Origin of the sequence: Pseudonocardia sp. CA-107938, from assembly GCF_050936315.1 — a bacterium.
GTDB lineage: Bacteria > Actinomycetota > Actinomycetes > Mycobacteriales > Pseudonocardiaceae > Pseudonocardia.
Genome location: NZ_JBNJNA010000001.1, coordinates 624478 through 646355, shown reverse-complemented (window position 1 = coordinate 646355; position 21878 = coordinate 624478). Strand labels below are relative to the sequence as shown.

The 21878-nt window shown below is 72.4% G+C and carries 23 protein-coding genes and 1 pseudogene; 12 read left to right on the top strand and 12 right to left on the bottom strand.

Annotated elements, in window-relative coordinates:
• Positions 1-41: 41 nt before the first annotated feature.
• Positions 42-1442 (bottom strand): class II fumarate hydratase, encoded by a 1401-nt coding sequence (locus ACQEVB_RS03225; RefSeq protein WP_432964697.1) that lies wholly within the window; start codon positions 1440-1442, stop codon positions 42-44.
• Positions 1443-1502: 60 nt separating this feature from the next.
• On the opposite strand from ACQEVB_RS03225, the pseudogene ACQEVB_RS03220 reads away from it, so the two are divergent.
• Positions 1503-2015: pseudogene (locus ACQEVB_RS03220) on the top strand (Uma2 family endonuclease); the annotation flags it as partial.
• A gap of 55 nt (positions 2016-2070) precedes the next feature.
• Here ACQEVB_RS03220 and ACQEVB_RS03215 read toward each other — a convergent pair.
• Both ACQEVB_RS03215 and glpX read right to left on the bottom strand, forming a co-directional pair.
• Positions 2071-2622, bottom strand: a complete 552-nt coding sequence (locus tag ACQEVB_RS03215) for a L,D-transpeptidase (protein WP_432964694.1) — start codon at positions 2620-2622, stop codon at positions 2071-2073.
• Between the two features lie 67 nt (positions 2623-2689).
• On the bottom strand, positions 2690-3739 hold the full coding sequence (gene glpX, locus ACQEVB_RS03210; protein WP_432964692.1) for a class II fructose-bisphosphatase: 1050 nt from the start codon (positions 3737-3739) through the stop codon (positions 2690-2692).
• Between the two features lie 47 nt (positions 3740-3786).
• On the opposite strand from glpX, the gene ACQEVB_RS03205 reads away from it, so the two are divergent.
• Positions 3787-4365 carry a DUF4245 domain-containing protein gene (locus ACQEVB_RS03205; protein WP_432964689.1) on the top strand — a complete coding sequence of 193 codons (579 nt, stop codon included), beginning with the start codon at positions 3787-3789 and terminating at the stop codon, positions 4363-4365.
• Between the two features lie 42 nt (positions 4366-4407).
• Here the strand turns inward: ACQEVB_RS03205 and ACQEVB_RS03200 are convergent, their stop codons facing one another.
• The 3 genes from ACQEVB_RS03200 to ACQEVB_RS03190 are packed head-to-tail and all read right to left on the bottom strand — an operon-like array spanning position 4408 to position 6532.
• Positions 4408-4614: an exodeoxyribonuclease VII small subunit gene (locus ACQEVB_RS03200; RefSeq protein ID WP_432980098.1), complete on the bottom strand. Its 207-nt coding sequence runs from the start codon at positions 4612-4614 to the stop codon at positions 4408-4410.
• A gap of 5 nt (positions 4615-4619) precedes the next feature.
• Positions 4620-5846, bottom strand: coding sequence for an exodeoxyribonuclease VII large subunit (gene xseA, locus ACQEVB_RS03195; protein ID WP_432964686.1), 1227 nt, complete (start codon positions 5844-5846; stop codon positions 4620-4622).
• Positions 5843-6532 carry a lipid droplet-associated protein gene (locus ACQEVB_RS03190; protein ID WP_432964683.1) on the bottom strand — a complete coding sequence of 230 codons (690 nt, stop codon included), beginning with the start codon at positions 6530-6532 and terminating at the stop codon, positions 5843-5845. Before ACQEVB_RS03190 ends, xseA begins: the two co-directional genes overlap by 4 nt.
• Before the next feature lie 66 nt (positions 6533-6598).
• On the opposite strand from ACQEVB_RS03190, the gene ACQEVB_RS03185 reads away from it, so the two are divergent.
• Positions 6599-7552: a 4-hydroxy-3-methylbut-2-enyl diphosphate reductase gene (locus ACQEVB_RS03185; protein WP_432964680.1), complete on the top strand. Its 954-nt coding sequence runs from the start codon at positions 6599-6601 to the stop codon at positions 7550-7552.
• On the opposite strand, the gene ACQEVB_RS03180 is transcribed toward ACQEVB_RS03185, so the two are convergent.
• From ACQEVB_RS03180 to ACQEVB_RS03160, 5 genes are all read right to left on the bottom strand, one after another.
• Positions 7488-8024, bottom strand: a complete 537-nt coding sequence (locus tag ACQEVB_RS03180; protein ID WP_432964677.1) for a DUF6542 domain-containing protein — start codon at positions 8022-8024, stop codon at positions 7488-7490. The two genes, ACQEVB_RS03185 and ACQEVB_RS03180, sit on opposite strands and share 65 nt — an antisense overlap.
• Before the next feature lie 69 nt (positions 8025-8093).
• The gene (locus ACQEVB_RS03175) at positions 8094-9569 is read right to left on the bottom strand and encodes a DNA recombination protein RmuC (protein WP_432964674.1); all 1476 of its coding nucleotides are present in this window, start codon (positions 9567-9569) and stop codon (positions 8094-8096) included.
• A 159-nt stretch (positions 9570-9728) separates the two neighbouring features.
• Positions 9729-10133 carry a VOC family protein gene (locus ACQEVB_RS03170; protein ID WP_432964671.1) on the bottom strand — a complete coding sequence of 135 codons (405 nt, stop codon included), beginning with the start codon at positions 10131-10133 and terminating at the stop codon, positions 9729-9731.
• A gap of 25 nt (positions 10134-10158) precedes the next feature.
• Positions 10159-10653, bottom strand: coding sequence for a methylated-DNA--[protein]-cysteine S-methyltransferase (locus tag ACQEVB_RS03165; protein ID WP_432964668.1), 495 nt, complete (start codon positions 10651-10653; stop codon positions 10159-10161).
• Positions 10650-12173, bottom strand: a complete 1524-nt coding sequence (locus ACQEVB_RS03160; RefSeq protein WP_432964665.1) for an AlkA N-terminal domain-containing protein — start codon at positions 12171-12173, stop codon at positions 10650-10652. The genes ACQEVB_RS03165 and ACQEVB_RS03160 overlap by 4 nt, the downstream gene beginning before the upstream one ends.
• A gap of 97 nt (positions 12174-12270) precedes the next feature.
• On the opposite strand from ACQEVB_RS03160, the gene ACQEVB_RS03155 reads away from it, so the two are divergent.
• From ACQEVB_RS03155 to ACQEVB_RS03130, 6 genes are all read left to right on the top strand, one after another.
• On the top strand, positions 12271-13266 hold the full coding sequence (locus ACQEVB_RS03155; protein WP_432964662.1) for a serine/threonine-protein kinase: 996 nt from the start codon (positions 12271-12273) through the stop codon (positions 13264-13266).
• A 33-nt stretch (positions 13267-13299) separates the two neighbouring features.
• The gene (gene ychF, locus ACQEVB_RS03150; protein WP_432964659.1) at positions 13300-14373 is read left to right on the top strand and encodes a redox-regulated ATPase YchF; all 1074 of its coding nucleotides are present in this window, start codon (positions 13300-13302) and stop codon (positions 14371-14373) included.
• A 69-nt stretch (positions 14374-14442) separates the two neighbouring features.
• A complete protein-coding gene (locus tag ACQEVB_RS03145; RefSeq protein WP_432964656.1) occupies positions 14443-15498 on the top strand; it encodes a hypothetical protein in 1056 nt (351 codons plus the stop codon).
• A 31-nt stretch (positions 15499-15529) separates the two neighbouring features.
• Positions 15530-16237: a hypothetical protein gene (locus ACQEVB_RS03140; RefSeq protein WP_432964653.1), complete on the top strand. Its 708-nt coding sequence runs from the start codon at positions 15530-15532 to the stop codon at positions 16235-16237.
• A 96-nt stretch (positions 16238-16333) separates the two neighbouring features.
• The gene (locus ACQEVB_RS03135) at positions 16334-16564 is read left to right on the top strand and encodes a hypothetical protein (protein ID WP_432964650.1); all 231 of its coding nucleotides are present in this window, start codon (positions 16334-16336) and stop codon (positions 16562-16564) included.
• Entirely contained in the window at positions 16561-16965 is a 405-nt protein-coding gene (locus tag ACQEVB_RS03130) for a TA system VapC family ribonuclease toxin (protein ID WP_432964647.1), read from the top strand. The genes ACQEVB_RS03135 and ACQEVB_RS03130 overlap by 4 nt, the downstream gene beginning before the upstream one ends.
• A 310-nt stretch (positions 16966-17275) precedes the next feature.
• Here ACQEVB_RS03130 and ACQEVB_RS03125 read toward each other — a convergent pair whose 3' ends face one another.
• Positions 17276-19465: an NADP-dependent isocitrate dehydrogenase gene (locus ACQEVB_RS03125; protein ID WP_432964644.1), complete on the bottom strand. Its 2190-nt coding sequence runs from the start codon at positions 19463-19465 to the stop codon at positions 17276-17278.
• A gap of 87 nt (positions 19466-19552) precedes the next feature.
• Here ACQEVB_RS03125 and ACQEVB_RS03120 point away from each other — a divergent pair, with 87 nt between their 5' ends.
• The 3 genes from ACQEVB_RS03120 to ACQEVB_RS03110 are packed head-to-tail and all read left to right on the top strand — an operon-like array spanning position 19553 to position 21870.
• On the top strand, positions 19553-19945 hold the full coding sequence (locus ACQEVB_RS03120; protein ID WP_432964641.1) for an SH3 domain-containing protein: 393 nt from the start codon (positions 19553-19555) through the stop codon (positions 19943-19945).
• 14 nt (positions 19946-19959) lie between these two features.
• Positions 19960-21348 (top strand): serine/threonine-protein kinase, encoded by a 1389-nt coding sequence (locus ACQEVB_RS03115; protein WP_432964638.1) that lies wholly within the window; start codon positions 19960-19962, stop codon positions 21346-21348.
• Between the two features lie 21 nt (positions 21349-21369).
• Positions 21370-21870: a YbaK/EbsC family protein gene (locus ACQEVB_RS03110; RefSeq protein ID WP_432964635.1), complete on the top strand. Its 501-nt coding sequence runs from the start codon at positions 21370-21372 to the stop codon at positions 21868-21870.
• The last annotated feature ends 8 nt before the right edge of the window (positions 21871-21878 follow it).

Genomic DNA, 21878 nt, shown 5'->3' with positions numbered 1-21878 from the left:
GACCCGACCCTGCTCGTTCGAGCCGGGTTCAGGTCAAGCCGTCAGCGCTTGCCGCCCCTGGCCATCGCGAGCACGTCGAGCGCCTCGTCCAGCTGCTGCTCGGTGAGCTTGCCCGGCACGTGCCCGCGTTCGAGGACGACCTCGCGGATCGTCTTGCGCTCCTTCAACGACTGCTTCGCGATCGACGCCGCCTCCTCGTACCCGATGTAGCGGTTGAGCGGGGTGACGATCGAGGGCGACGACTCGGCGAACTCGCGGGTGCGCTCGCGATCGGCCTCTGCACCGTCCACGACCTTGTCGGCGAGCAGCCGGGCGGCGTTGGCCAGCAGGCGCGCCGACTCCAGCACGTTGCGCGCCATCACCGGCATCATCACGTTGAGCTGCAGGTTGCCCTGGCTGCCGGAGAACGCGACGGTGGCGTCGTTGCCGATCACCTGCGCCGCCACCATCATCGTGGCCTCGCAGATCACCGGGTTGACCTTGCCCGGCATGATCGAGCTGCCCGGCTGCAGGTCCGGCAGGTGCAGCTCGGCCAGCCCCGTGCGCGGGCCGGAGCCGAGCCAACGGATGTCGTTGGCGATCTTGTAGAGGCTCACGGCGACGGTGCGCAGCGCGCCGGACGCCTCCACCAGGCCGTCCCGGGCGCCCTGCGCCTCGATGTGGTCGGCCGCCTCGGACAGCACGTCCAGGCCGGTGGCCGCGCGCAGCTCGTCGACGACGCCCGCACCGAACCCGTCCGGCGCGTTCAGACCGGTACCGACGGCGGTGCCACCGATCGGCAGCTGGCCCAGCCGCGGCAGCGTGTCCGTGACGCGCGCGGCGCCGTACTCGACCTGCGTCGCCCAGCCGCCCGCCTCCTGCCCGAGCGTGACGGGCACGGCGTCCATCAGGTGGGTGCGCCCGGCGGTGACGACGTCCGCCCAGTCGACGGCGCGCCTCCGCAGCGCCGCCGCCAGGTGCTCCAGCGCCGGGACGACATCCGTGGCCAGCGCCTCCGTGGCGGCCAGGTGGATGGTCGTCGGGAACACGTCGTTGGAGGACTGCGAGGCATTGACGTGGTCGTTCGGGTGCACGTCGGTGCCCGCCTGCTTCGCCAGGGTGGCGATCACCTCGTTGGCGTTCATGTTGGAGCTGGTGCCGGAGCCGGTCTGGAAGACGTCGATCGGGAACTGGTCGTCCACCTCGCCCGCGGCGACCCGGTCCGCGGCTGCGGCGATCGCCTCGGCGAGCGCCCCGTCCAGCACGCCGATCCGCCCGTTGACGCGCGCGGCGGCACCCTTGACCAGGCCGAGCGCGCGGATCTGTGCCCGCTCCAGGCCGCGGCCGGAGATCGGGAAGTTCTCGACGGCCCGCTGGGTCTGCGCGCGCCACAGCGCGTCGGCGGGGACCCGGACCTCGCCCATCGTGTCGTGCTCGATGCGGAAGGCAGCCTCGTCGCTCATGGTTCCCAGTCTCGTCCTGCTCGGGGCAGAACTGTCGGTGGGTCCCACCACAGTGCGACCATGACAGCCATGACGGCCGACGTCGCACCCCACCGCATCACCGCGGACGAGTTCCTCGCGGGCGACTTCCCGACGGGCTCCGAACTCGTCGAGGGAGTGGTGCACGTGATGGACCCGGCGTTCGACCACCAGGAGGTGTGTGCGCGCCTGCTGGCTGCGCTTCGCGATTGGGCACTCGGCCGTGCCCTCGGCCGCGCCGGGTTCGGGGGCAACTGGGTGCTGTCCGACCGCAACGTCTACAAGCCCGACGTGTGGTGGACGAGTCACCCGCCGCGCGGCTCCCGGCATGCCGGGCCGCCGGAACTGGCGATCGAGGTGCGCTCGCCGAGCACGTGGGCGCTCGACGTGGGCCCCAAGCTGCGCCGCTACGAGGCGTCCGGCACTCGTGAGCTGTGGCTGGTCGACCTGCCGTCCAGCACGGTGCTGGTGTTCCGCCGCGGCGCCGACGGCGCCGCGTTCGACGACGGCGTCGATGTGGGCCCCGGCGACACGCTCGCCAGCCCCCTCCTCCCCGGCTTCGCCCTCTTGATCGACGAGCTGTTCGCCGACCTGGGTCGACGTCGACGGGTCAGGGCACCACCTGCACGATGTCGCCGCGCTGCAGCGTGCCGAAGTACTGCCGCGCCGCGGCCGGCGAGAGGTGGATGCAGCCGTGCGACGGCACCCGCAGGCTGCCCTGGTGGAAGGCGATGCCGCCGTTGAAGAACACCGAGAACGGCATCGGGGCGTCGTCGAAGATCGTGCTCTTGTGGTTGATGCTCTTGAACGCGACGCGGAAGGTGCCGGGTGGGGTGCGCCAGCCGGGGCGGCCGTGGGTGATCGGCACCGGTCCGTAGACCACCTTGCCGCCGGAGATCAGCCACGACCGGTTGGCGGAGAGGTCGATGCACGCCCTGGCCGTGCTCAGGCATGGGGTGCCGGGCACGACGGCGGGGAACCGCTCGACGACGTCGGCCACCGGGGCCAGCGCGGCGTTGATCGTGGCGCCGAGATCGGGCGCGATCTCCGCGATCGGCCGCGCCGCACCCCCGACGGTGGCCGGGCGTGTGCCCGGCCCGCTGACCAGCGCCGCGACCACGCCGACGACGACCACCAGCAGCAGCACCCGCATCGCGCGCATGACGACCCCCCGAACCCCGGATGTCGAGGATCGCGGCACCGCGGCCGCACCGCAACAGGGCGCGCGGTCAGGGCAGGGGCGGGATGTCCGCGGCGAGCTGCTCGTCGGAGAGGTCGAAGTCGATCGTGGCGTACTCGCGCAGCTTCGTGAGCCGGTGGTAGCCGTCGATCATGCGGACGGTGCCCGACTTGGACCGCATCACGATCGACTGCGTGGTGCAGCCGCCGGCCCGGTAGTGCACGCCCTTCAGCAGCTCGCCGTCGGTGATGCCGGTGGCGCAGAAGAACACGTTGTCGCCGCGGACCAGCTCGTCCTGGTCGAGCACCCGGTCGAGGTCGTGTCCGGCGTCGAGGGCCTTCTTGCGCTCGTCGTCGTCACGGGGCCAGAGCCTGCCCTGCATCGCCCCGCCCATGCACTTCATGGCGGCCGCGGCGATGATGCCCTCCGGCGTGCCGCCGATCCCGTACAGCAGGTCGATGCCGGTGCCCGGACGGGCCGCCGAGATCGCGCCGGCCACGTCGCCGTCGGAGATGAAGTGGATGCGCGCGCCGGTGCGGCGGATCTCCTTGACGAGGTCGGCGTGCCGCGGCCGGTCCAGCACGCAGACGGTGACGTCGTTGACGTCGGTGTGCTTGGCTGCGGCGACCCGCCGGATGTTCTCCGCGACCGGCTCGCGGATGTCGATGACGCCGGCCGCCTCCGGGCCGGTGACCAGCTTCTCCATGTAGAAGACCGCGGACGGGTCGAACATGGCGCCGCGCTCGGCCACCGCCAGCACCGCGACGGATCCCGGCATGCCCTTCGCCATCAGCGTGGTGCCGTCGATGGGGTCGACGGCGACGTCGCACCAGGCACCCTCGCCGTTGCCGACCTCCTCGCCGTTGAACAGCATCGGGGCCTCGTCCTTCTCGCCCTCCCCGATGACGACGATCCCGCGCATCGACACGGTGCCGATCAGCTGGCGCATCGCGTCCACGGCCGCGCCGTCTCCGCCGTTCTTGTCGCCGCGCCCGACCCAGCGGCCCGCGGCCATGGCCGCCGCCTCCGTGACGCGGACGAGCTCCATGGCCAGGTTGCGGTCGGGCGCCTCACGGCGCCGCTGCGAGCCGGGGGTCATGGTCCGATCCTCGCAGATTGTCGGCCTGACACACTTGAACTGTGAGTATGTCCAAACCTCCGCGGAGCGCGCTGTCGGTGCGGGACATGGCGGCCGCGGTCGGGGTGCTGGTCGTGCTGGCGCTGGTCGTCGCCGGGTTGGGCCGGTCGTGCGCGTTCGCGCCGGGCGGCCCGCAGGTCGACCAGGACAAGCTGCCCACCGTCGACGCGCCGGCCGATCTCGCGCGGTACGCCAAGGAGGTGCCGTTCGCGGTGCGGGTGCCGGCGGTGCCGGCGGGCTGGCGCGCGAACTCGTCCGGCGTCGACCCGGTCGGCGGCGGTAGCACCGCACGCGTGGTGCGCGTCGGGTACCTGACGTCCGGGCACCGCTTCGTCCGCCTGCTGCAGGGCGACGTGCCGGAGGAGCAGATGCTGCGCGTCCAGGTCGGGACGAAGGCGGTGGGTGCCCGCGGCCCCGTCGACGTCGGCGGCACCCGCTGGGTCGTCTACGGCGGGACGGGCGACACCGAGCCCATCTGGGTCGCCGACACCGGCCCCACCCGCCTCCTGATCACCGGGAGCGCGGAGGAGGCGGACTTCCGCGCTCTGGCCGCAGCCGCTCTGGCGGCCCCGGTCGCCCCCCGGTGATCCGTCGAGAACGAACTTGTGGTGATCAACAAGCCCTGTTGATCACGACAAGTTCGTTCTCGACGCGTCGTCGAGCACCTTCTGGACGCGCTCCCTCGCCCCGGCCAGCTGCTCCTCACAGCGGCGGGCCAGTGCCTCGCCGCGCTCCCACAGCGCCACCGACTCGTCGAGGCCGAGCCCGCCCGCCTCCAGCGCGCGGACGACCTCGGTGAGCTCGTCGCGGGCCGCCTCGTAGCCCAGCTCCTCCACCGGTTTCACGCGTCCATCCTCTCGACGCGCGCGGCGACGGCGCCGTCGGCCACCCGGATGCGCACCTGGTCGCCCTCGGCGACCTCGCCGACCGAGCGCAGGACGTGCCGTTCCTCGCCGTCGATCCGCTGGACGATCGCGTAGCCGCGGGCGAGCGTGGCGGCCGGGCCGAGCGTGGCCAGCCGGGCGCGGACGTGCTCGAGGTCGTGGTCCCGACGGTCCAGCCCGCGCAGCACGGCGGCGCGCGCGGCCGCCGTCATCCGCTCGATCTCGTCGTGGTGACGAGAAAGGCGTTGCAGGGGGTCCGCGAGCACCGGACGGGCGCGCAGCGCCTGCAGCAACCGCAGCTCCCGGTCCACCCACCCGGCCAGCGCGCGGTGGGCGCGTCCGCGCAGGTCGGTGATGCGCGCGGTCTCCTCGCGCACGTCCGGCACGATGCGCCGCCCGGCCTCGGTGGGCGTGGAGCAGCGCAGATCGGCGACGTGGTCGACGAGCGGGGTGTCGGGTTCGTGCCCGATCGCCGACACCACCGGGGTGCGGCAGTCGGCGACCGCCCGGCACAGCGTCTCGTCGGAGAACGGCAGCAGGTCCTCGACGCTGCCCCCGCCGCGGGCCAGCACGATCACGTCGATGGACGGGTCGCGGTCGAGCACGCCCAGCGCGTCGACGATCTGCGGGACGGCCAGCGCGCCCTGCACGGCCACGTGCTCGATGCGGAACCGGACGGCCGGCCAGCGGGACTGCGCGTTGGTGACGACGTCGTGCTCCGCCGCCGACGCGCGCCCGGTGACCAGCCCGATCCCTGCCGGAAGGAACGGCAGCCTGCGCTTGCGCGCGGCGTCGAACAGCCCTTCGGCGGCGAGCAGCCGGCGCAGCCGCTCGATGCGGGCGAGCAGCTCACCGATGCCGACCGCGCGGATCTCGGTGACCCGCAGCGACAGCGTGCCGCGGCCGAGGAAGAAGCTCGGCTTCCCGTGCACGACCACCCGGTTGCCCTCGGCCACCGCGGGCCCGCCCTCGCGGATCAGCGCGACCGGCGCGGTGAGCTGCAACGACACGTCGGCAGCCGGGTCGCGCAACGTGAGGAATGCGGTGCCGGTGCCGGGCCGCGCGACGACCTGCGCGAGCTGTCCCTCCACCCACACCGCGCCCAGCCGGTCGACCCACTCGGCGATCTTGCGGGCCACCGTGCGGACCGGCCACGGCTGCTCCGGGGTGGACGGAGAGCTCACCCGCCCTCGACGACCGTGGTGATCCGGTTCTGCAGCATCGTGACGTACGGCGGACGCGCACCGTTCGCCTGTTCCCACGCCAGCAGCGACCGCAGGTCGTTCAGCGTGAGGAAGCGCAGCCGCCCGCGCAGCTGCGGAATCGAGAGCTGCGGGTACTCCGCCAGCGCCGGCGGACCGGCGGGCGGGGTGGCCGGCGCGGCGCCGCCTTCCTCGTCCTCGGCGTCCTCGATCAGCGCGAGTGCCTCGGCGTCGTCGAGCGAGTCCAGGTCGTCGACGGCGTCGATCCGGTCGACGGGCTCCGGCGCCGGCGGCGGGGTGGTCTCGCGGGCGACGTCGATCGGCGTGACCGTGCGCGGCCGAGACGGGGCGGCCCCGTTGCGGGCGAACTCCTCGGTGGCGGCGTCGGACGGGTCGGTGCCGTAGGACTCGGCCGAATCGACATCGAGGTCGTCGTCGAACGTCGCCCAGCTCGGCTTCTCCTCGACCGGCTGCAGCACCGACAGCGCGCGATCACCCTTGATGGCCAGCTCGGTGACCTTCTGCTGCACCCGCATCCCGGCCTGCAGCGTCTGGCTCACGGCGGTGATCGGCAGCTCGGCCAGCTGACGGGGCAGGTCGCGCGCCTGTTCGACGGCGGTCGCGACGAGACCGGCGGCGACCCGGATGGGCAGCGGAAGCGGCGTCATGGCCCTCAGTGTTCCACTCCGCACACCGTCGGGCCTGCCGACGGGGCGGTCCGTACGCTGGGACCCATGTCCGGATCGAGCAGCAAGCGCGTCCTGCTGGCCAAACCGCGCGGCTACTGCGCCGGCGTCGACCGGGCCGTGGAGGCCGTCGAGCGGGCGCTGGAGAAGCACGGCGCCCCCGTCTACGTGCGCAAGCAGATCGTGCACAACGTCCACGTCGTGGAGACCCTCGCCGCCCGTGGCGCGATCTTCGTCGACGACACGGCCGACGTGCCCGAGGGCGCGATCGTGGTGTTCTCCGCCCACGGCGTGTCGCCGGCCGTGCGCGCGCAGGCCGACGAGCGCAACCTGCACACCATCGACGCCACCTGCCCACTGGTCACGAAGGTCCACCAGGAGGCGAAGCGGTTCGCCCGCGAGGACTTCGACATCCTGCTCGTCGGCCACGCCGGCCACGAGGAGGTCGAGGGCACCTCGGGCGAGGCGCCGCAGCACATCCAGCTCGTCGAGTCCGCGGCCGACGTCGACACCGTCACGGTGCGCGACCCGGAGAAGGTCGTCTGGCTGTCGCAGACCACGCTCTCCGTCGACGAGACCATGGACACCGTCCGTGCGCTGCGCGAACGCTTCCCCACGCTGCAGGACCCGCCCAGCGACGACATCTGCTACGCCACGCAGAACCGGCAGGTCGCGGTGAAGGCGATGGCTCCGCAGTGCGACCTCGTGCTCGTGGTGGGCTCGCGGAACTCGTCGAACTCGGTGCGGCTGGTCGAGGTCGCGCTTCAGAACGGCGCCGGCGCGTCCCACCTCATCGACTACGCGCGCGACGTGCGTCCCGAGTGGCTCGACGGGGTCACCACCGTCGGCGTCACGAGCGGCGCGTCGGTGCCGGAGGTGCTGGTGCGGGGCGTGCTCGACCTGCTCGCCGAGCAGGGCTGGGACGAGGTCGAGGAGTTCACGACCGCCGAGGAGACGTTGACCTTCTCGCTGCCCCGCGAGCTGCGGCCGGCTCGCGCTTAGCGGGTTCGCGCGCCGGCTTCTTGTCGAGCGACGGGGTGCGGCGCAGCTTCTGCGTCGCCATCCGGAACACGCCCACCACCAGCACGAACGCGGTGGTGCCCGCCATGATCGGGAACGAGTTGACCAGCGGCGCCCCGATCTGCAGCGCGCGCTCCGCCATGCCGGTGCCGGGTTTCGGGTCGCCCGCGATCAGCACCACCGCCGGCACGGCGACGGCGAGCAGCAGCGGCGGCGCCACGAGCGGGCCGAACAGCCCGTCCCGGCGCACCCACGCGATCGCGAGCACGCAGCCTGCGATGTAGAGCACGGTGAAGACGAAGCCGAGCGTGCCCTGCCGCATCAGGTCGACGAGCACGCCGAGCAGCGTCAGAGCGGCCGCGATCGCCACCGCGACCAGTGACGACAGCCCGAGCACGGACGGGACGATCGAGCGTTCGCCCACGGTCCACGGGTCGCTGCTGCTGGGTGCCACCGGTGCACGATAGTTCCTGGACGGGGCCTGCCGCGCTGCCGACGCGGCGCGCGTCACTCCACGGCGCGATCAGCCGTGCGTGCCGTCGGCGATCCCGTGGAGGTCGATCAGCGACTCGGACGCGGACGCGATCAGCTCGGGCGCCGACAGCCGGCGCGGCGACCGCTCCACCTGGGCGAGCTCGGGCAGCTCCTCGTCGGAGACGTGCAGCTCGGTGAGCTTGCGCGCGGTGACCAGCACGCGCGCCTCCAGCGACGACACCGTGCGGTTGTAGGACTCGACGGCCGCGTCGAGGCCCCGGCCCAGCTTCGCGACGTGCGTGCCCATCGTGGCGAGCCGCCCGTGCAGCTCCTTGCCGAGCTGGTGCACCTGCGCGGCGTTGCGGGCCAGCGCCTCCTGCCGCCACGTGTACGCGACCGTGCGCAGCAGCGCGATCAACGTGGTGGGCGTGGCGATCACGACGTTCTGCGTGAACGCGTGCTCCAGCAGGGACGGGTCGGCCTGCAGCGCCGCCTCGAGGAACGGGTCGCCCGGCACGAAGAGGACCACGAACTCCGGCGACGGCGAGAACGCCGCCCAGTACTCCTTGGCCGCCAGCTGGTCGACGTGCTGGCGGAGCTGCCGGGCGTGCGCGGTGAGGCGCTCGGTGTGCACCTTGTGGTCGCCCGCCTCGACGGCCTCCAGGTACGCCGCGAACGGCACCTTCGCGTCGACCACGACCTGCTTGCCGCCGGCCAGGTGCACCACGAGGTCGGGCCGCACACCGCCGTCGGCGGTCTGCGCGACGACCTGCGTGGAGAAGTCGCAGTGCTCCACCATGCCGGCCAGCTGCACGATGCGCTCCAGCTGCAGCTCGCCCCAGCGACCCCGCACCTGCGGTGCGCGCAGGGCGTTGACCAGCTGCTTCGTCTCGCTCTTGAGCTGGTCCGAGCTCAGGCGCATCGCGCTGACCTGCTCGCGCAGGCCCGCGTACGCCGACTCGCGCTCCTTCTCCACCGCCCGCAGCTGCCCCTCGACGCGGGCCAGCGTGGCCGCCACCGGGTCGAGCAGCTTGCCGACGGCGTGCGTCTTCTCCGCGTCGTCCGCGGTGGCCTTCGCCGTGAGCGCGGTGGTGGCCTCCTTGATGCGGGCCTCGGCGAGCGCGACGAACTGCTCGTTGTTGCGGGCCAGCGCGTCGGCGGAGAGCGCGGCGAACGCCTCCTTCAACTCGCTGTCGCGGCGCGCCAGCAGCTCCTCGCGCCGCGCACCCGCCTCCCGCTCGGCGCGCAGCGCCGCCTGCGCCGCGGCCGCCTCGGACTCGGCCCGGCGCAGCCGCTCGGCGGCCCGGTCGTGCGCCTCGCCGAGCTCGTCGAGCCGCTCCAGCAGGCTGGTGCGCTCGGCGCGCAGCCCCGCCGCGTCGGCCCGCAGGATCGCGTTGCCCTCCGCGACCGCTCGCGCGGACTCGGCAGCGGCCGTCCGGTTGCGGGCGGCCAACACGAGGAACGCGCCGGCGCAGCCGAGCGCCAGCCCGATCAGCAGGCCGACCAGCAGTGCGGCGATGTCCATGGCAGCCAGCGTGCACAGCCGGACCGACGGTTCCGATCAGGCGCGCCGCGGAACGTGCCCCGATGCGGTGAACGGTCGAACAGCGGTTCGAGCGGTCGTTGCGGCACGTGACCCGTGGTCGGGACCGTCGAACGAACGGATGCGCACACCCGCCGGAGATCACCCGGCCGGGCTAGCTCCGAGGAGGTCCCACCGGTTGCCGGCGACGTCGAGGAAGACGACGACCTGCCCGTACGGCTCGGTCCTCGGCTCGGCGAGGAACGTGACGCCGGCCGCGCGCATGCGCTCGTAGGCGGCCGCGAAGTCGTCGACCCGGAGGAAGAACCCGACGCGTCCGGCGTGCTGCTGGCCGACCGCGGCCGCCTGCCGCTCCCCGTCGGCCCGGGCGAGCAGGATCCCCGTCTCGGCGCCCGCCGGCCGGACGACCACCCAGCGCTTGGGCCGGCCGTCGTTGGTGAGCGACGGGGAGTCCTCGACCAGCTCGAAGCCCAGCGCGTCGGTGAAGAAGGCGATCGCCTCGTCGTAGTCGTCGACGACGATCGTGGTGAGGGTGAGGTGGGCCATGGCCCAACCATGGCCCACCGACCCCTCAGGCCTGCGCCTCGTGGGCCAGGAGGGCCCGCTTGACGTCCGTGCCCCAGCGGAAGCCGCGCATGGTGCCGTCGGTGCCCAGCACCCGGTGGCACGGGACGAACAGCGCCACCGCGTTCTTCGCGCAGGCGGACGCCGCCGCGCGGATCGCCGCCGGTCGCCCGGCCTTCGCCGCGAACTCCGTGTACGTGACGGGTGCGCCGGCCGGCACCGTCCGCAGCACGTCCCACGCGTGCTCGAGGAACGGCCCCGAGCGTTGCCGCACGGGCACGGCGTCGATGGCCGAGAGGTCGCCGTCGTGGTAGCGGACGATCGCGTCGGCGACCGGGCCGATGTCCCCTTCGACGACCTCCGCGGGCCGCAGCGCCGGGTGGATCACCGGCAGCAGCGCGTCGACGTCGGCCGTCCAGCCGGCCGCGATCACGGCGCCGTCGTCGTCGACGATGGCGGTGAAGGGGGCGATGGCGGTCTGGATGGTCGCGTGGGTACTCATGCAGGGACTCCTTCGAGGTACGTGCGCCAGAGGTGGTTGGCGGCGTAGGACCGCCACGGTGCCCAGCGCTGTGCGTGGGCGACGAGCGCCGCCTGATCCGACGGCAGGCCGAGCAGGCCGGCGCCGCGCCGGACGGCGAGATCGGAGGCCAGCAGCTCGTCGGGGTCACCGAGCAGCCGCATGGCCACGCAACCGGCCGTCCACGGCCCGATGCCGGGCAGTGCGACCAGCTGTCTGCGCAGCTCACCGGCGTCGCAGCCGGGATCGAGCACGAGCCGGCCTTCCGCCAGCTCGGTGGCGAGGCCGAGCACCGTCGCGATCCGCCGCGTCGGCCCGTACAGGACCTCCGCACCGCGTTCGGCGATCGTCTCGGCGGTGGGGAAGAGCAGGTCGGGCCCGTCGGCGGCGAGGGCGGGCGGCAGCCGCTCGCCCAGTGCCTCCACCAGCCGCGCGGACGCGGTGCGTGCCGCCGCCGTGGAGATCTGCTGGCCGATGACGATGCGCAGCGCCGTCTCCGGCCCGTCCACGGCGCCCGGGATGCGGATGCCCGGCGCGGCCGCGACCGCGGGGGCCAGCAGCGGGTCGGCGGACAGCGCCTCGTCGACGGCGACTGGGTCGGCGTCCAGGTCGAGCAGCCGGCGCAGCCGCGCCACGGCGGGCCCGAGGTCGCGCGGGTCGGCCAGCCGCAGCGTGGCGACGACGTGCCCGTCGCGCGGCTCCAACGCCACCGTCGCGGCACCGTGCGGCAGCCGCATGGTGCGGCGGAACACGCCGTCGACCAGCGACTCCACGCCGGGCACCGCGGTGGCGGTGAAGAACGCGAACAGGCCGCCGACGTCGAACGGCGGCCGGTAGGGCAGCCGCAGCACGACCGTGCCGGCGACAGCCGCGATCGCGCCGCGGCGGCGTTCGGCCTCCGAACGCAGCACCGTGGGTGGGACGCCGTAGACCTCGCGAACCGTGTCGTTGAACTGCCGCACGCTCGCGAACCCGGCCGCGAACGCGATGTCGGCCATCGCCAGCGGCGTCGTCTCGACGAGCAGCCGGGCGGTGTGCGCGCGGTGCGCGCGGGCCAGCGCGAGCGGGCCGGCGCCGAGCTCGGCGGTGAGCACCCGGTTCAGCTGGCGCTCGGAGTACCCGAGCCGGCTCGCCAGCCCCGGCACGCCCTCGCGCTCCACGACCCCGTCGGCGATGAGCCGCATGGCGCGGGCGGCCAGGTCGGCGCGCACGTTCCACTCCGGCGAGCCGGGGACGGCGTCGGGCAGGCACCGCCGGCACGCGCGGTAACCGCGCTGCTGCGCGGCCCCCGCGGTCGGCAGGAACTCCACGTTCGCGCGCTTCGGTGTCGTCGCCGGGCAGGACGGGCGGCAGTAGATGCCCGTCGTCTTCACGGCGGTGATGAACTGCCCGTCGAAGCGGGCGTCGCGCGAGGCGACGGCCCGGTAGCAACGGTCGGTGTCGAGTACCACGCAGAAGACTCTGCCACCGTGAACACCCGCAGACTGGCGGTATTCGGACATGGCTGCGGCGGCCGTCCTCACCTGTCCGCAGGAACCATGACCCCCACATGCGGCGCGGTTGAGGTGTGAAATCGGCGTATCGGGGGAACATGCCGGGGTGACCGCGACGGAGCAGCCGCCGGATGCCGCCGAGCCCGTCGCGGGCCGGTACGAGCTGGGCGGGGTGCTGGGTCGAGGTTCGTCCGCCGAGGTGCGCCGCGCCCGTGACCTGCGCGACGGCGACCTGGTCGCGATCAAGCTGTTCAACGCGGAGTGCTCGCGGCAGGACCGCACCCGGCAGCGTCGCGAGCTTGAACTGCTCGCGCGGCTGCGCCACCCGGGGCTGGTCGGGATGCGCGACGGCGGTGCGTACGGCGACCAGACGTTCGTCGTCACCGACCTGGTGGAGGGGCCGACGCTGGCCCGGCGCATCCGCGACGGGGCTCTCGACCCGGCCGAGGTGCGCCGGATCGGCGCGCAGCTGGCCGCCGGGCTCGCGCACGTCCACGCGGCCGGTGTGGTGCACCGGGACGTCAAGCCGGCGAACGTGCTGCTCGGTGACGGGACGCACGCGCGGCTCGCCGACTTCGGCATCGCCGTCGCCATCGACGGCACCGTCGCGACCGACACCGGGTGCATCGTCGGGACCGTCGCCTACCTGTCGCCGGAGCAGGCGCGCGGCGAGGTGGTCGGCCCGCCGACGGACGTGTGGTCGCTGGGTCTGGTCCTGCTGGAGGCGTTGACCGGCCGGCGGGAGTACCCGGGAACCGCCGTGGAGGCGGCGGTGGCGCGGCTGCACCGGCGCCCGCAGCTGCCCGCCGACCTGCCGGCCGACCTCGCCGCCGTGCTGCGCGGGATGACGGAGCCCGATCCGGACGCGCGCCCGTCCGCGGCGACGGTGGCCCGCCAGCTCGCCGGTGCCGCGCGCGGCGGCCGGCGCGGTGCGCACCGGCGCGCCGCCCGGCACCGCCGCGACAGCGGGCCGCGCAAGCTGCTGCTCGCCGTCGCGTCCGCCGTGCTGGCCGGGGTGACGGGTGCGGCGCTGATCACGCTCATCCCGCCGCAGTCGGGGCCGCCCGTCGCCGTCGTGGACGTGCCCGCGCCCGGTCACTGAGCGCACCGGTCGGGCCGACTACCCTGGAGCCTCGTGTCACTCACCCTCGGGATCGTCGGGCTGCCCAACGTCGGCAAGTCGACGCTGTTCAACGCGCTCACCCGCAACGACGTGCTGGCCGCGAACTACCCGTTCGCCACCATCGAGCCCAACGTCGGCGTGGTGCCGCTGCCCGATCCCCGGCTGGACAAGCTGGCCGAGATGTTCTCCTCGGCGAAGATCGTGCCGGCCGTCGTGTCGTTCGTCGACATCGCGGGCATCGTCCGCGGCGCCTCCGAGGGGCAGGGGCTGGGCAACAAGTTCCTCGCCAACATCCGCGAGTCCGACGCGATCTGCCAGGTCGTGCGCGTCTTCTCCGATCCCGACGTCGTCCACGTCGACGACCGGGTGGATCCCGCCGCCGACATCGAGACGATCTCCACCGAGCTGATCCTCGCCGACCTGCAGACCCTGGAGAAGGCGGTGCCGCGCCTGCAGAAGGAGGCGCGGATGCAGAAGGACCGCCGCCCGCTGCTGGAGGCGGCCGAACAGGCCGTCGCCACCCTCGACGGCGGGAAGACGCTGTTCCAGGCCGGTGCCGACCGGGAGTTGCTGCGCGAGCTGTCGCTGCTCACCACCAAGCCGTTCCTGTACGTGTTCAACGCCGACGAAGCCGTCCTCACCGACGACGCGCGGCGCAAGGAGCTGTCCGAGCTCGTGGCGCCGGCCGACGCGGTGTTCCTCGACGCGAAGGTCGAGTCCGAGCTGCTCGAGCTGGACGAGGAGTCGGCCACCGAACTGCTGGAGTCGATCGGGCAGCCGGAGCCCGGCCTGCGCGCACTGGCCCGTGCCGGCTTCCACACGCTCGGCCTGCAGACCTACCTCACCGCCGGCCCGAAGGAGTCCCGCGCCTGGACGATCAAGCGCGGCGCCACCGCCCCGCAGGCCGCCGGCGTGATCCACACCGACTTCGAGCGCGGCTTCATCAAGGCCGAGATCGTCTCGTTCGACGACCTCGTCGAGGCCGGCTCCATGAACGCGGCCAAGGCCGCGGGCAAGGTGCGCATGGAGGGCAAGGACTACGTCATGGCCGACGGGGACGTGGTGGAGTTCCGCTTCAACGTCTGAGCTCTCCGAGCGACGGGGTGTTCGGTGTTCGGTATTGACCGAACACCGAATGGCCGTGATCCTGCTGGCATGAGTACCCGTCCGAGAGACCAGGGTGCGGCGGACGCGCTTGTCGATGCGGTGTCGTCGGTGGGACTCCAGGCGCGCGTCGAACCCCACGTCGAGGCTGACCGCAGGGATGACATCGTCGTCGTCCTTCCGACCGGCGAGATGATCGCCGTCCAGGTCAAGTCGGCGTCGATCGTGACCTCCGACAGCGCGCCCGGCCAACGGCGGCGTTGGTCGGAAGGTCTGGCCGGAGATGTGGTCGGCGTCGTCGTTGCGGACCGGATCACGGCCGGCGGGCGGGACGATCTCAATCAGGCGGGATGGAGTTGGCTGGATCTGCGGGGCCATCTCCGGCTGACGGGACCTGGCGTCTTCGTCGACACGGACGTCCCTGCGCTGACAGGTCCGGGTCCGGATCGTCAGGGTCTCGACGGACGGGTCGGGGTCGAGCTTGCCGCACTGCTTCTGCTCGATCCGACCCGGAGGATCGGGGTTCGTGCCGCGGCGGCGATCCTGTCGCGCGCGCCGAGTTCGATCTCCGAAACGTTCACGGCCATGCTGACCGCCGGCCTGGTCGACTCGGAACGCAAGCCTGTGGTGCCGGATCTCTTCTGGGCGCTCGCTGAGCGTTGGCGACCGGTCGGCCACGACCTGGCGAGCATCCCTGGTCCTGGCCCTGGGCGTGACAACGATGCGCTTCGCCTGGGGCTCGACGACGTCGAGTCGACTCTTGGATGGGCCTTGACCGACACGGTCGCTGCATCGGTCTACGGCGCGCCGGTCTCGATGCGATCTGGTCACCCGCCTGACTTCTACGTTCCTGACCAGACGACGGCTCGCCGAGCCCTACACCTGCTGGGGCCGGCGGTATCGGCGTCGTCGCGTGCCTGCCGAGTGCGCGTGGCTCCGGTCCCGCTGGTCTGTGACCGCCGAGTGGACGCGACCTCGTGGGCGCGGGAGCCCTGGCCGTTGGCGAACCCGCTGTTCGTCGCGCTCGACCTGGCCCAGGATCCGGGGCGCGGTCGGGAGATCCTGCAAGCGTGGACGCCGGCGAGGCCGTGGAACCGTGTCTGGTGAGCCTCGGGGCGTTTCCCTTGCCGGAGACGCGATGGCCAGGCTGGTGGGTGCGATTCCGGTGATCACCGAGCAGACGGGCCGCGCGGTCGTGCTGGTGGGCGGACTCGCCGTCATGTGTCGGCTGTCGATCCCGTACCGGGTCACGACCGATCTCGACATGGTGAACCGCAGGCGAACCACGGAGGTCCCCCAGCTCGAACTGCTTGTATCGGCCGGTGCCGTGCCGAGCGGCCCATCCGGAGTCCTCGTGAGCACCCCGCGGGGTGATGTCCAGGTCGACGTCCTCGAGGTGACCGATGCTGAGCTCGACGATCTTCCGGATGACCCGACAGACCGATTGCACGTTCAATCTCATGCTTGGGCTGCGGCGACAGCCTCCGATCTGACCATCAGCGTGGATGGCATCGATCCGCTCGGCGTCCGCGTTGCCGAGCCGGGTCCGATCATCGCGATGAAGCTGCAGTCGATCATGAATCGCGGAGCGGCGAAGGAAGCCACCGACCTCCTGGACATCCTCCGGATCACGCTCGATCGTGACTGTGGACCGCTGTCGAGAGACCAGCTCGAGTCGGCCGAAGCGCAGCTTCGCGCGGATGCGCTCCTCCACGCTCGGCGGTGGTTCGATGAGACGGCCGACCGATCATTGATGAAGATCCGGGCTGTGCCGGAAGGGCGGGACGTGAACGTCGACGACGTGCGGCTGGTCGGTGATCTGCTCGTTGCGGCGCTCGCCGCCTGATGGGCAGCAGCAGGTGGTGTTGATCGATCACGCGACGTGGTGGAGTTCCACTTCAACGGGTAGCTGCATCAGAGCTGATGCGCGTACGATGCAGACGTGCGTACCACCGTCGACCTGCCTCCGACCGTGCATAAGCGCGCCGTGGAGATCGCCAAGCGCACCGGCCGGTCGCTGTCGGCCGTCATCGCCGACCTCACTGTCCGCGGTCTGGCGCAGCTCAATCAACCGGTCGTGATCGGCACGGACGAGCGATCCGGCTTCCCGGTCATCTCGATCGGTCGTCGGGTCACCTCGGAACAGGTCGCGGCTGCGCTGGACGAGGAGTGACGACCTACCTCCTTGACGCGAACGTGCTGATCGCCCTCACTGTCGCCGATCACGAGCACCATGCGCGGGCATCCGTGTGGGCGTCGGGGATCACGAGGTTCGCGATCTGTCCCGTGGTCGAGGGCGCGCTGGTTCGTTTCCTGGTCCGTGTGGGGGAGAGCGCCGGCGTCGCGCGACAGGTGCTCGGCGCAGTTCAGGCGCTCCCGTCGTGCGAGTTCTGGCCGGACTCGCTGTCGTACGCAGCTGCGGACCTGGATCACGTTCGCGGGCATCGGCAGATCACCGACGCCTACCTCGTGAGCCTGGCCGCGGGTCGACCCGACGCGCGGTTGGCGACGCTGGACGAGGGGCTGGTGCAGGCGCTGCCTGAACGGACGCTCCTCGTCCCTGCTCTTGCCTGACGTTGTTCGGCTGCGCACCTTGGTGGAGTTCCGCTTCAACGTCTGAGCTCTCCGAGCGACGAGCTGATGAACGAGCGTGCTGCCGAGGTCGGCACCGAGGCGCGTCGGTGGTGGGACGGGATCCACCGCGGGGATGCCGGGGGCGCGACGTGCTGCACCTGCAGTGTCACATCGGCACCGACACGATCTGCCTGCCGGCTGGCTGCCTGAGCTGCTGGGGTGGATCGTCGAGAACGACGTTGTGGTGATCGAAAAGCCTTGTTGATCACCACAACGTCGTTCTCGACGAGTGGGTGGGCGGGCGGTCGCCTCAGCTGAGCCCGGCCAGCACCCCGTTGAACGTGGCGCTGGGGCGCATGACCTCGTCGGCCTTGGCCCGGTCGACGAGGTAGTAGCCGCCCAGGTCGACCGGCTCGCCCTGCACCGCCGCCAGTTCGGCGACGATCTGCTCCTCCGCGGCCGCGAGCTGCTCGGCGACGGGCGCGAAGACTCCGGCCAGCTCGGCGTCGTCGGTCTGCTCGGCGAGCGCCTGGGCCCAGTAGAGGGCGAGGTAGAAGTGGCTGCCGCGGTTGTCGATCTCGCCGACCTTGCGCGACGGCGACTTGCCGTTCTCCAGCAGCGCGCCGGTGGCCGCGTCCAGGGTCTGGCCGAGCAGCTTGGCCCGCGGGTTGTCGGTGGCGTCGGCCAGGAACTCGAGCGAGACGGCCAGCGCGAGGAACTCGCCCAGCGAGTCCCACCGCAGGTGGTTCTCCTTGACCAGCTGCTGCACGTGCTTGGGCGCCGAACCGCCGGCGCCCGTCTCGAAGAGGCCGCCGCCGTTCATCAGCGGGACGATCGACAGCATCTTGGCGCTCGTGCCCAGCTCCATGATCGGGAACAGGTCGGTGAGGTAGTCGCGCAGCACGTTGCCGGTGACGGAGATGGTGTCCTCACCGCGCCGGGCCCGCTCCAGCGTGTAGCGGGTAGCGGCGGCGACGTCGAGGATCTCGATGGTCAGCCCGTCGGTGTCCAGCGAGTCGAGCTGGGCGCGCACCTTCTTGAGCAGCTCGGCGTCGTGCGCGCGCGTCTCGTCCAGCCAGAAGACGGCGGGGGCGCCGGTGGCGCGGGCGCGGCCCACGGCGAGCTCTACCCAGTTGCGGATCGGGGCGTCCTTGGTCTGGCAGGCGCGCCAGATGTCGCCGTCGCCGACCTCGTGCTCCAGCAGGACGGTCTCGCCGTCGAGCACCCGGACGGTGCCGGCGGTGACCTCGAAGGTCTTGTCGTGGCTGCCGTACTCCTCGGCCTTCTGCGCCATCAGCCCGACGTTGGGCGTGGTGCCCATGGTCGACGGGTCGAACGCGCCGTGCTCGCGGCAGTGCGCGACGGTCTCGGCGTAGAGCGCCGCGTACGACGAGTCCGGGATGACGTACTTGGTGTCCTGCAGCTTCCCGGCGGCGTTCCACATCTGCCCCGACGAGCGGATGGCCGCAGGCATCGACGCGTCGATGATCACGTCGCTGGGGACGTGCAGGTTGGTGATGCCGCGGTCGGAGTCGACCATCGCCAGCGCCGGGCCGCTCTCGTAGCCGGCGTTGATCGCGTCGGTGATGGCCTGCTTCTTGTCGGCGGGCAGCTGCTCGATCGCGGTGAGGACGCTCGCGAGGCCGTCGCGCGGGTTCGCGCCGACGCTGGCCAGGTCGTCGCCGTACTGCGCGAAGACGTCGGCGAAGTAGGTGGTGACGGCGTGCCCGAACAGGATCGGGTCGGACACCTTCATCATCGTCGCCTTGAGGTGCACCGAGAACAGCACGCCCTTGTCCTTGGCGTCGGCGACCTGCTCGGCCAGGAACGCGCGCAGGGCGGACGTGCGCATGACGGCGGCGTCGACGACCTCGCCCTCCCGCACCTGCAACCCGTCCTTCAGCACGGTCTCCGTGCCGTCGGCCGCGGTGTGCACGATGCGCAGGGTGGTGGCGGCGGGGATGGTGACCGACTTCTCGGAGTGCCGGAAGTCGCCGTCGCTCATCGTCGAGACGTGGGAGGCGGAGTCGCTCGACCACGCGCCCATCGAGTGCGGGTGCTTCTTCGCGTAGTTCTTCACCGACGCGGGCGCGCGACGGTCGGAGTTGCCCTCGCGCAGCACGGGGTTGACCGCGCTGCCCTTGACGGCGTCGTAGGCGGCGCGCGCCTTCTTCTCCTCGTCGGTCTGCGGGTTCTCCGGGTAGTTCGGCACGGCGTGACCGGCCGCCTGCAGCTCCGCGATCGCGGCCTTGAGCTGCGGGATCGACGCGCTGATGTTGGGCAGCTTGATGATGTTGGCCTCGGGCGTGGTGGCGAGGTCGCCCAGCTCGCCCAGTGCGTCGGGTACGAGGTCGAAGGCGGCGAGGATGCGGCCGGCGAGGGAGATGTCGCGGGTCTCGACATCGATCCCGGCCTTGCCCGCGAACGCCTCGATCACCGGCAGGAACGAGTGCGTCGCCAACGCGGGCGCTTCGTCGGTGTAGGTGTAGATGACCTTCATTGCTCTGCCTGCTCCAAGATCGACCGGGGAAACGCGCTCGTGGGACACGCTATCCCCTCGCAGTGGGGACCTGGTCCGCTACGGTGGATGCTCCATCTCGCATCGGGGGCGCCCGCGGTGGCCAAGCTCAGCATCAAGATCAAGAAGCCGACCAGCTCCACGTTCAAGAGCTGGTTCTTCGTGCTGGTCGCAGGCCTGGTGCTGGCGGCGATCGCGATCCTGGACAGCGGGCGGCTGGCGCCGACTCCGCTGGTGCCCGCCGCCGACGGCTCCACCGGGTGCCAGTTCAAGGTCACCACGTCGGGGTCCCTGAACGTCCGCGCCACACCCGAGGCCAACGGGACGATCCGCGGCACCCTCGCCGACGGCACCGTTGTCGACACCGTCGGCCGACCGACCAACGGCTTCCGTCAGCTCAGAGGCGGGTACTGGGCCTCCGCCGACCACCTGACCCTCGTGTCGGGCACCGACTGCGGCTGAGAGATCCTCACAGGATGCACCCGGCTGCTCCGACCCGCGTGATCGGCGGCCGCTACGTCGTGCTGGCCGAGCTGGGCCGCGGCGGCATGGGGATCGTGTGGCGGGCCGAGGACCGGGTGATGAACCGGCAGGTCGCGGTCAAGGAGCTGCACCTGCCCGCGGGCCTGCCCGCCGAGGAGCGGCGGCTGTTCCGGGACCGGTTGCTGCGCGAGGCGCGCACGGCCGGCCGCCTCTCGGACGCCGGCATCGTCACCGTCCACGACGTCGTCACCGACGGCGGCGTCGACCACATCGTCATGGAGCTCGTCGACGCGCCGACGCTCGCCGACGTCGTCGCCCGGTCGGGACCGCTCGACGAGCAGGCGGCGCTGTCGGTGGCCGCCCAGCTCGTGTCGGCGCTGCGCGCCGCGCACGACAACGGCGTGGTGCACCGCGACGTCAAGCCGAGCAACGTGCTCGTCCGCGCCGACGGCCGGGTCAAGCTCACCGACTTCGGCATCGCCCAGGCCGCCGACGATCCCCGGCTCACCACCACCGGGTCGATCATCGGGTCGCCCGCGTACCTCTCCCCGGAACGGCTCGACGGGGAACCGGCCACCCCCGCCTCCGACATGTGGGCGCTCGGCGCCACCCTGCACCACGCGCTGTCCGGCAGAGCCCCGTTCGACCGCGAGACCACGCCCGCCACGATCGCCGCCGTGCTGCACGGCCCGATCCCGCCGCTGCGCACCCGCAGCGTCCTCGGCGCCGTGGTCGGCGGGCTGCTGCAGCGGTCGCCGCAGGCCCGGCTCACCGGGCCGCAGGCCGCGGCGATGCTGACCGTCGACCAGCAGCCCGGCTACGGCCCCACCAGCACGATCACGAAGCCGACGGCCGCGCGGCGGCGATGGGGCCGCGCCTTCGGTCTCCTCGCGGCCGGCGCCGCGCTGGGTGCGGTGCTCACCTTCGGGGTGCTGGCGGCGCTCGGGCTCGACCGCGCACCCGCGCACTTCACCTACGGCACGGGCGGCCAGATCCCCGAGTTCGAGTCGACCAGCACGGGCTGCGTGCAGGGCCGGATCGCCAGTGGTCGCGCCTTCCCGTCGTCGGCGTCGGTCAGCTGCGACCAGCCGCACGACGCCGAGGTCTTCGCAGCGCTGTCCCCGTTCGACACCTCCACCACCCTCCCGTACCCGGGCGAGGACCCGCTGTCCGACTACGGCGAGCGCGCCTGCCAGCTGTACTTCGGCTCCGCGCTCGTCGGCGGCGCCGACAAGGCCAAGCTCGACGTCGTCGTGCTCGTCCCGAGCGACCAGCAGTTCAGCACCCCGTCGTCCGGCGGGTCCTTCAACGGCCGCACCGTGATCTGCCTGCTCCAGGCGCACGACGGCGGCCAGCTGACGGGCGCTCGGCTGGTCTCCTGAGAGGCCGGCAGAATCCGGGGCATGACCACTGCCGTCCATCCGAACGTCGCCCGCGTGACCGCCGCCCTCACCGACGGTGGCGCCGATCCCGCCCGGGTCGCCCGCCTGCAGGTGCTCCCGGAGGGCGTGCACACGGCTGCGGCAGCCGCGGAGGCACTGGGTGTGGAGGTCGGCCAGATCGCGAACTCGCTGGTCTTCGAGGCCGTCACGGGCGAGGCCGTGACGCCGCTGCTGGTGCTGACCTCCGGCGCGCACCGGGTCGACCCGGTCGTGGTGGCCGCCGTGATCGGTGCCGACGAGATCCGCCGCGCCAAGCCGGCGTTCGTGAAGGAGGCCACGGGTCAGGTCATCGGCGGCGTCGCGCCGGTCGGGCACCCGGCACTGCTGCGCACGCTGGTCGACCGCGCCCTCGCCGCGTACGACGAGGTGTGGGCGGCCGGCGGCATCCCGGCCGCGGTGTTCCCGACGACCTTCGACGAGCTCGTCGCCGTGACGGGCGGGCAAGCGGCGGACGTCGCTTAACAGGCTGG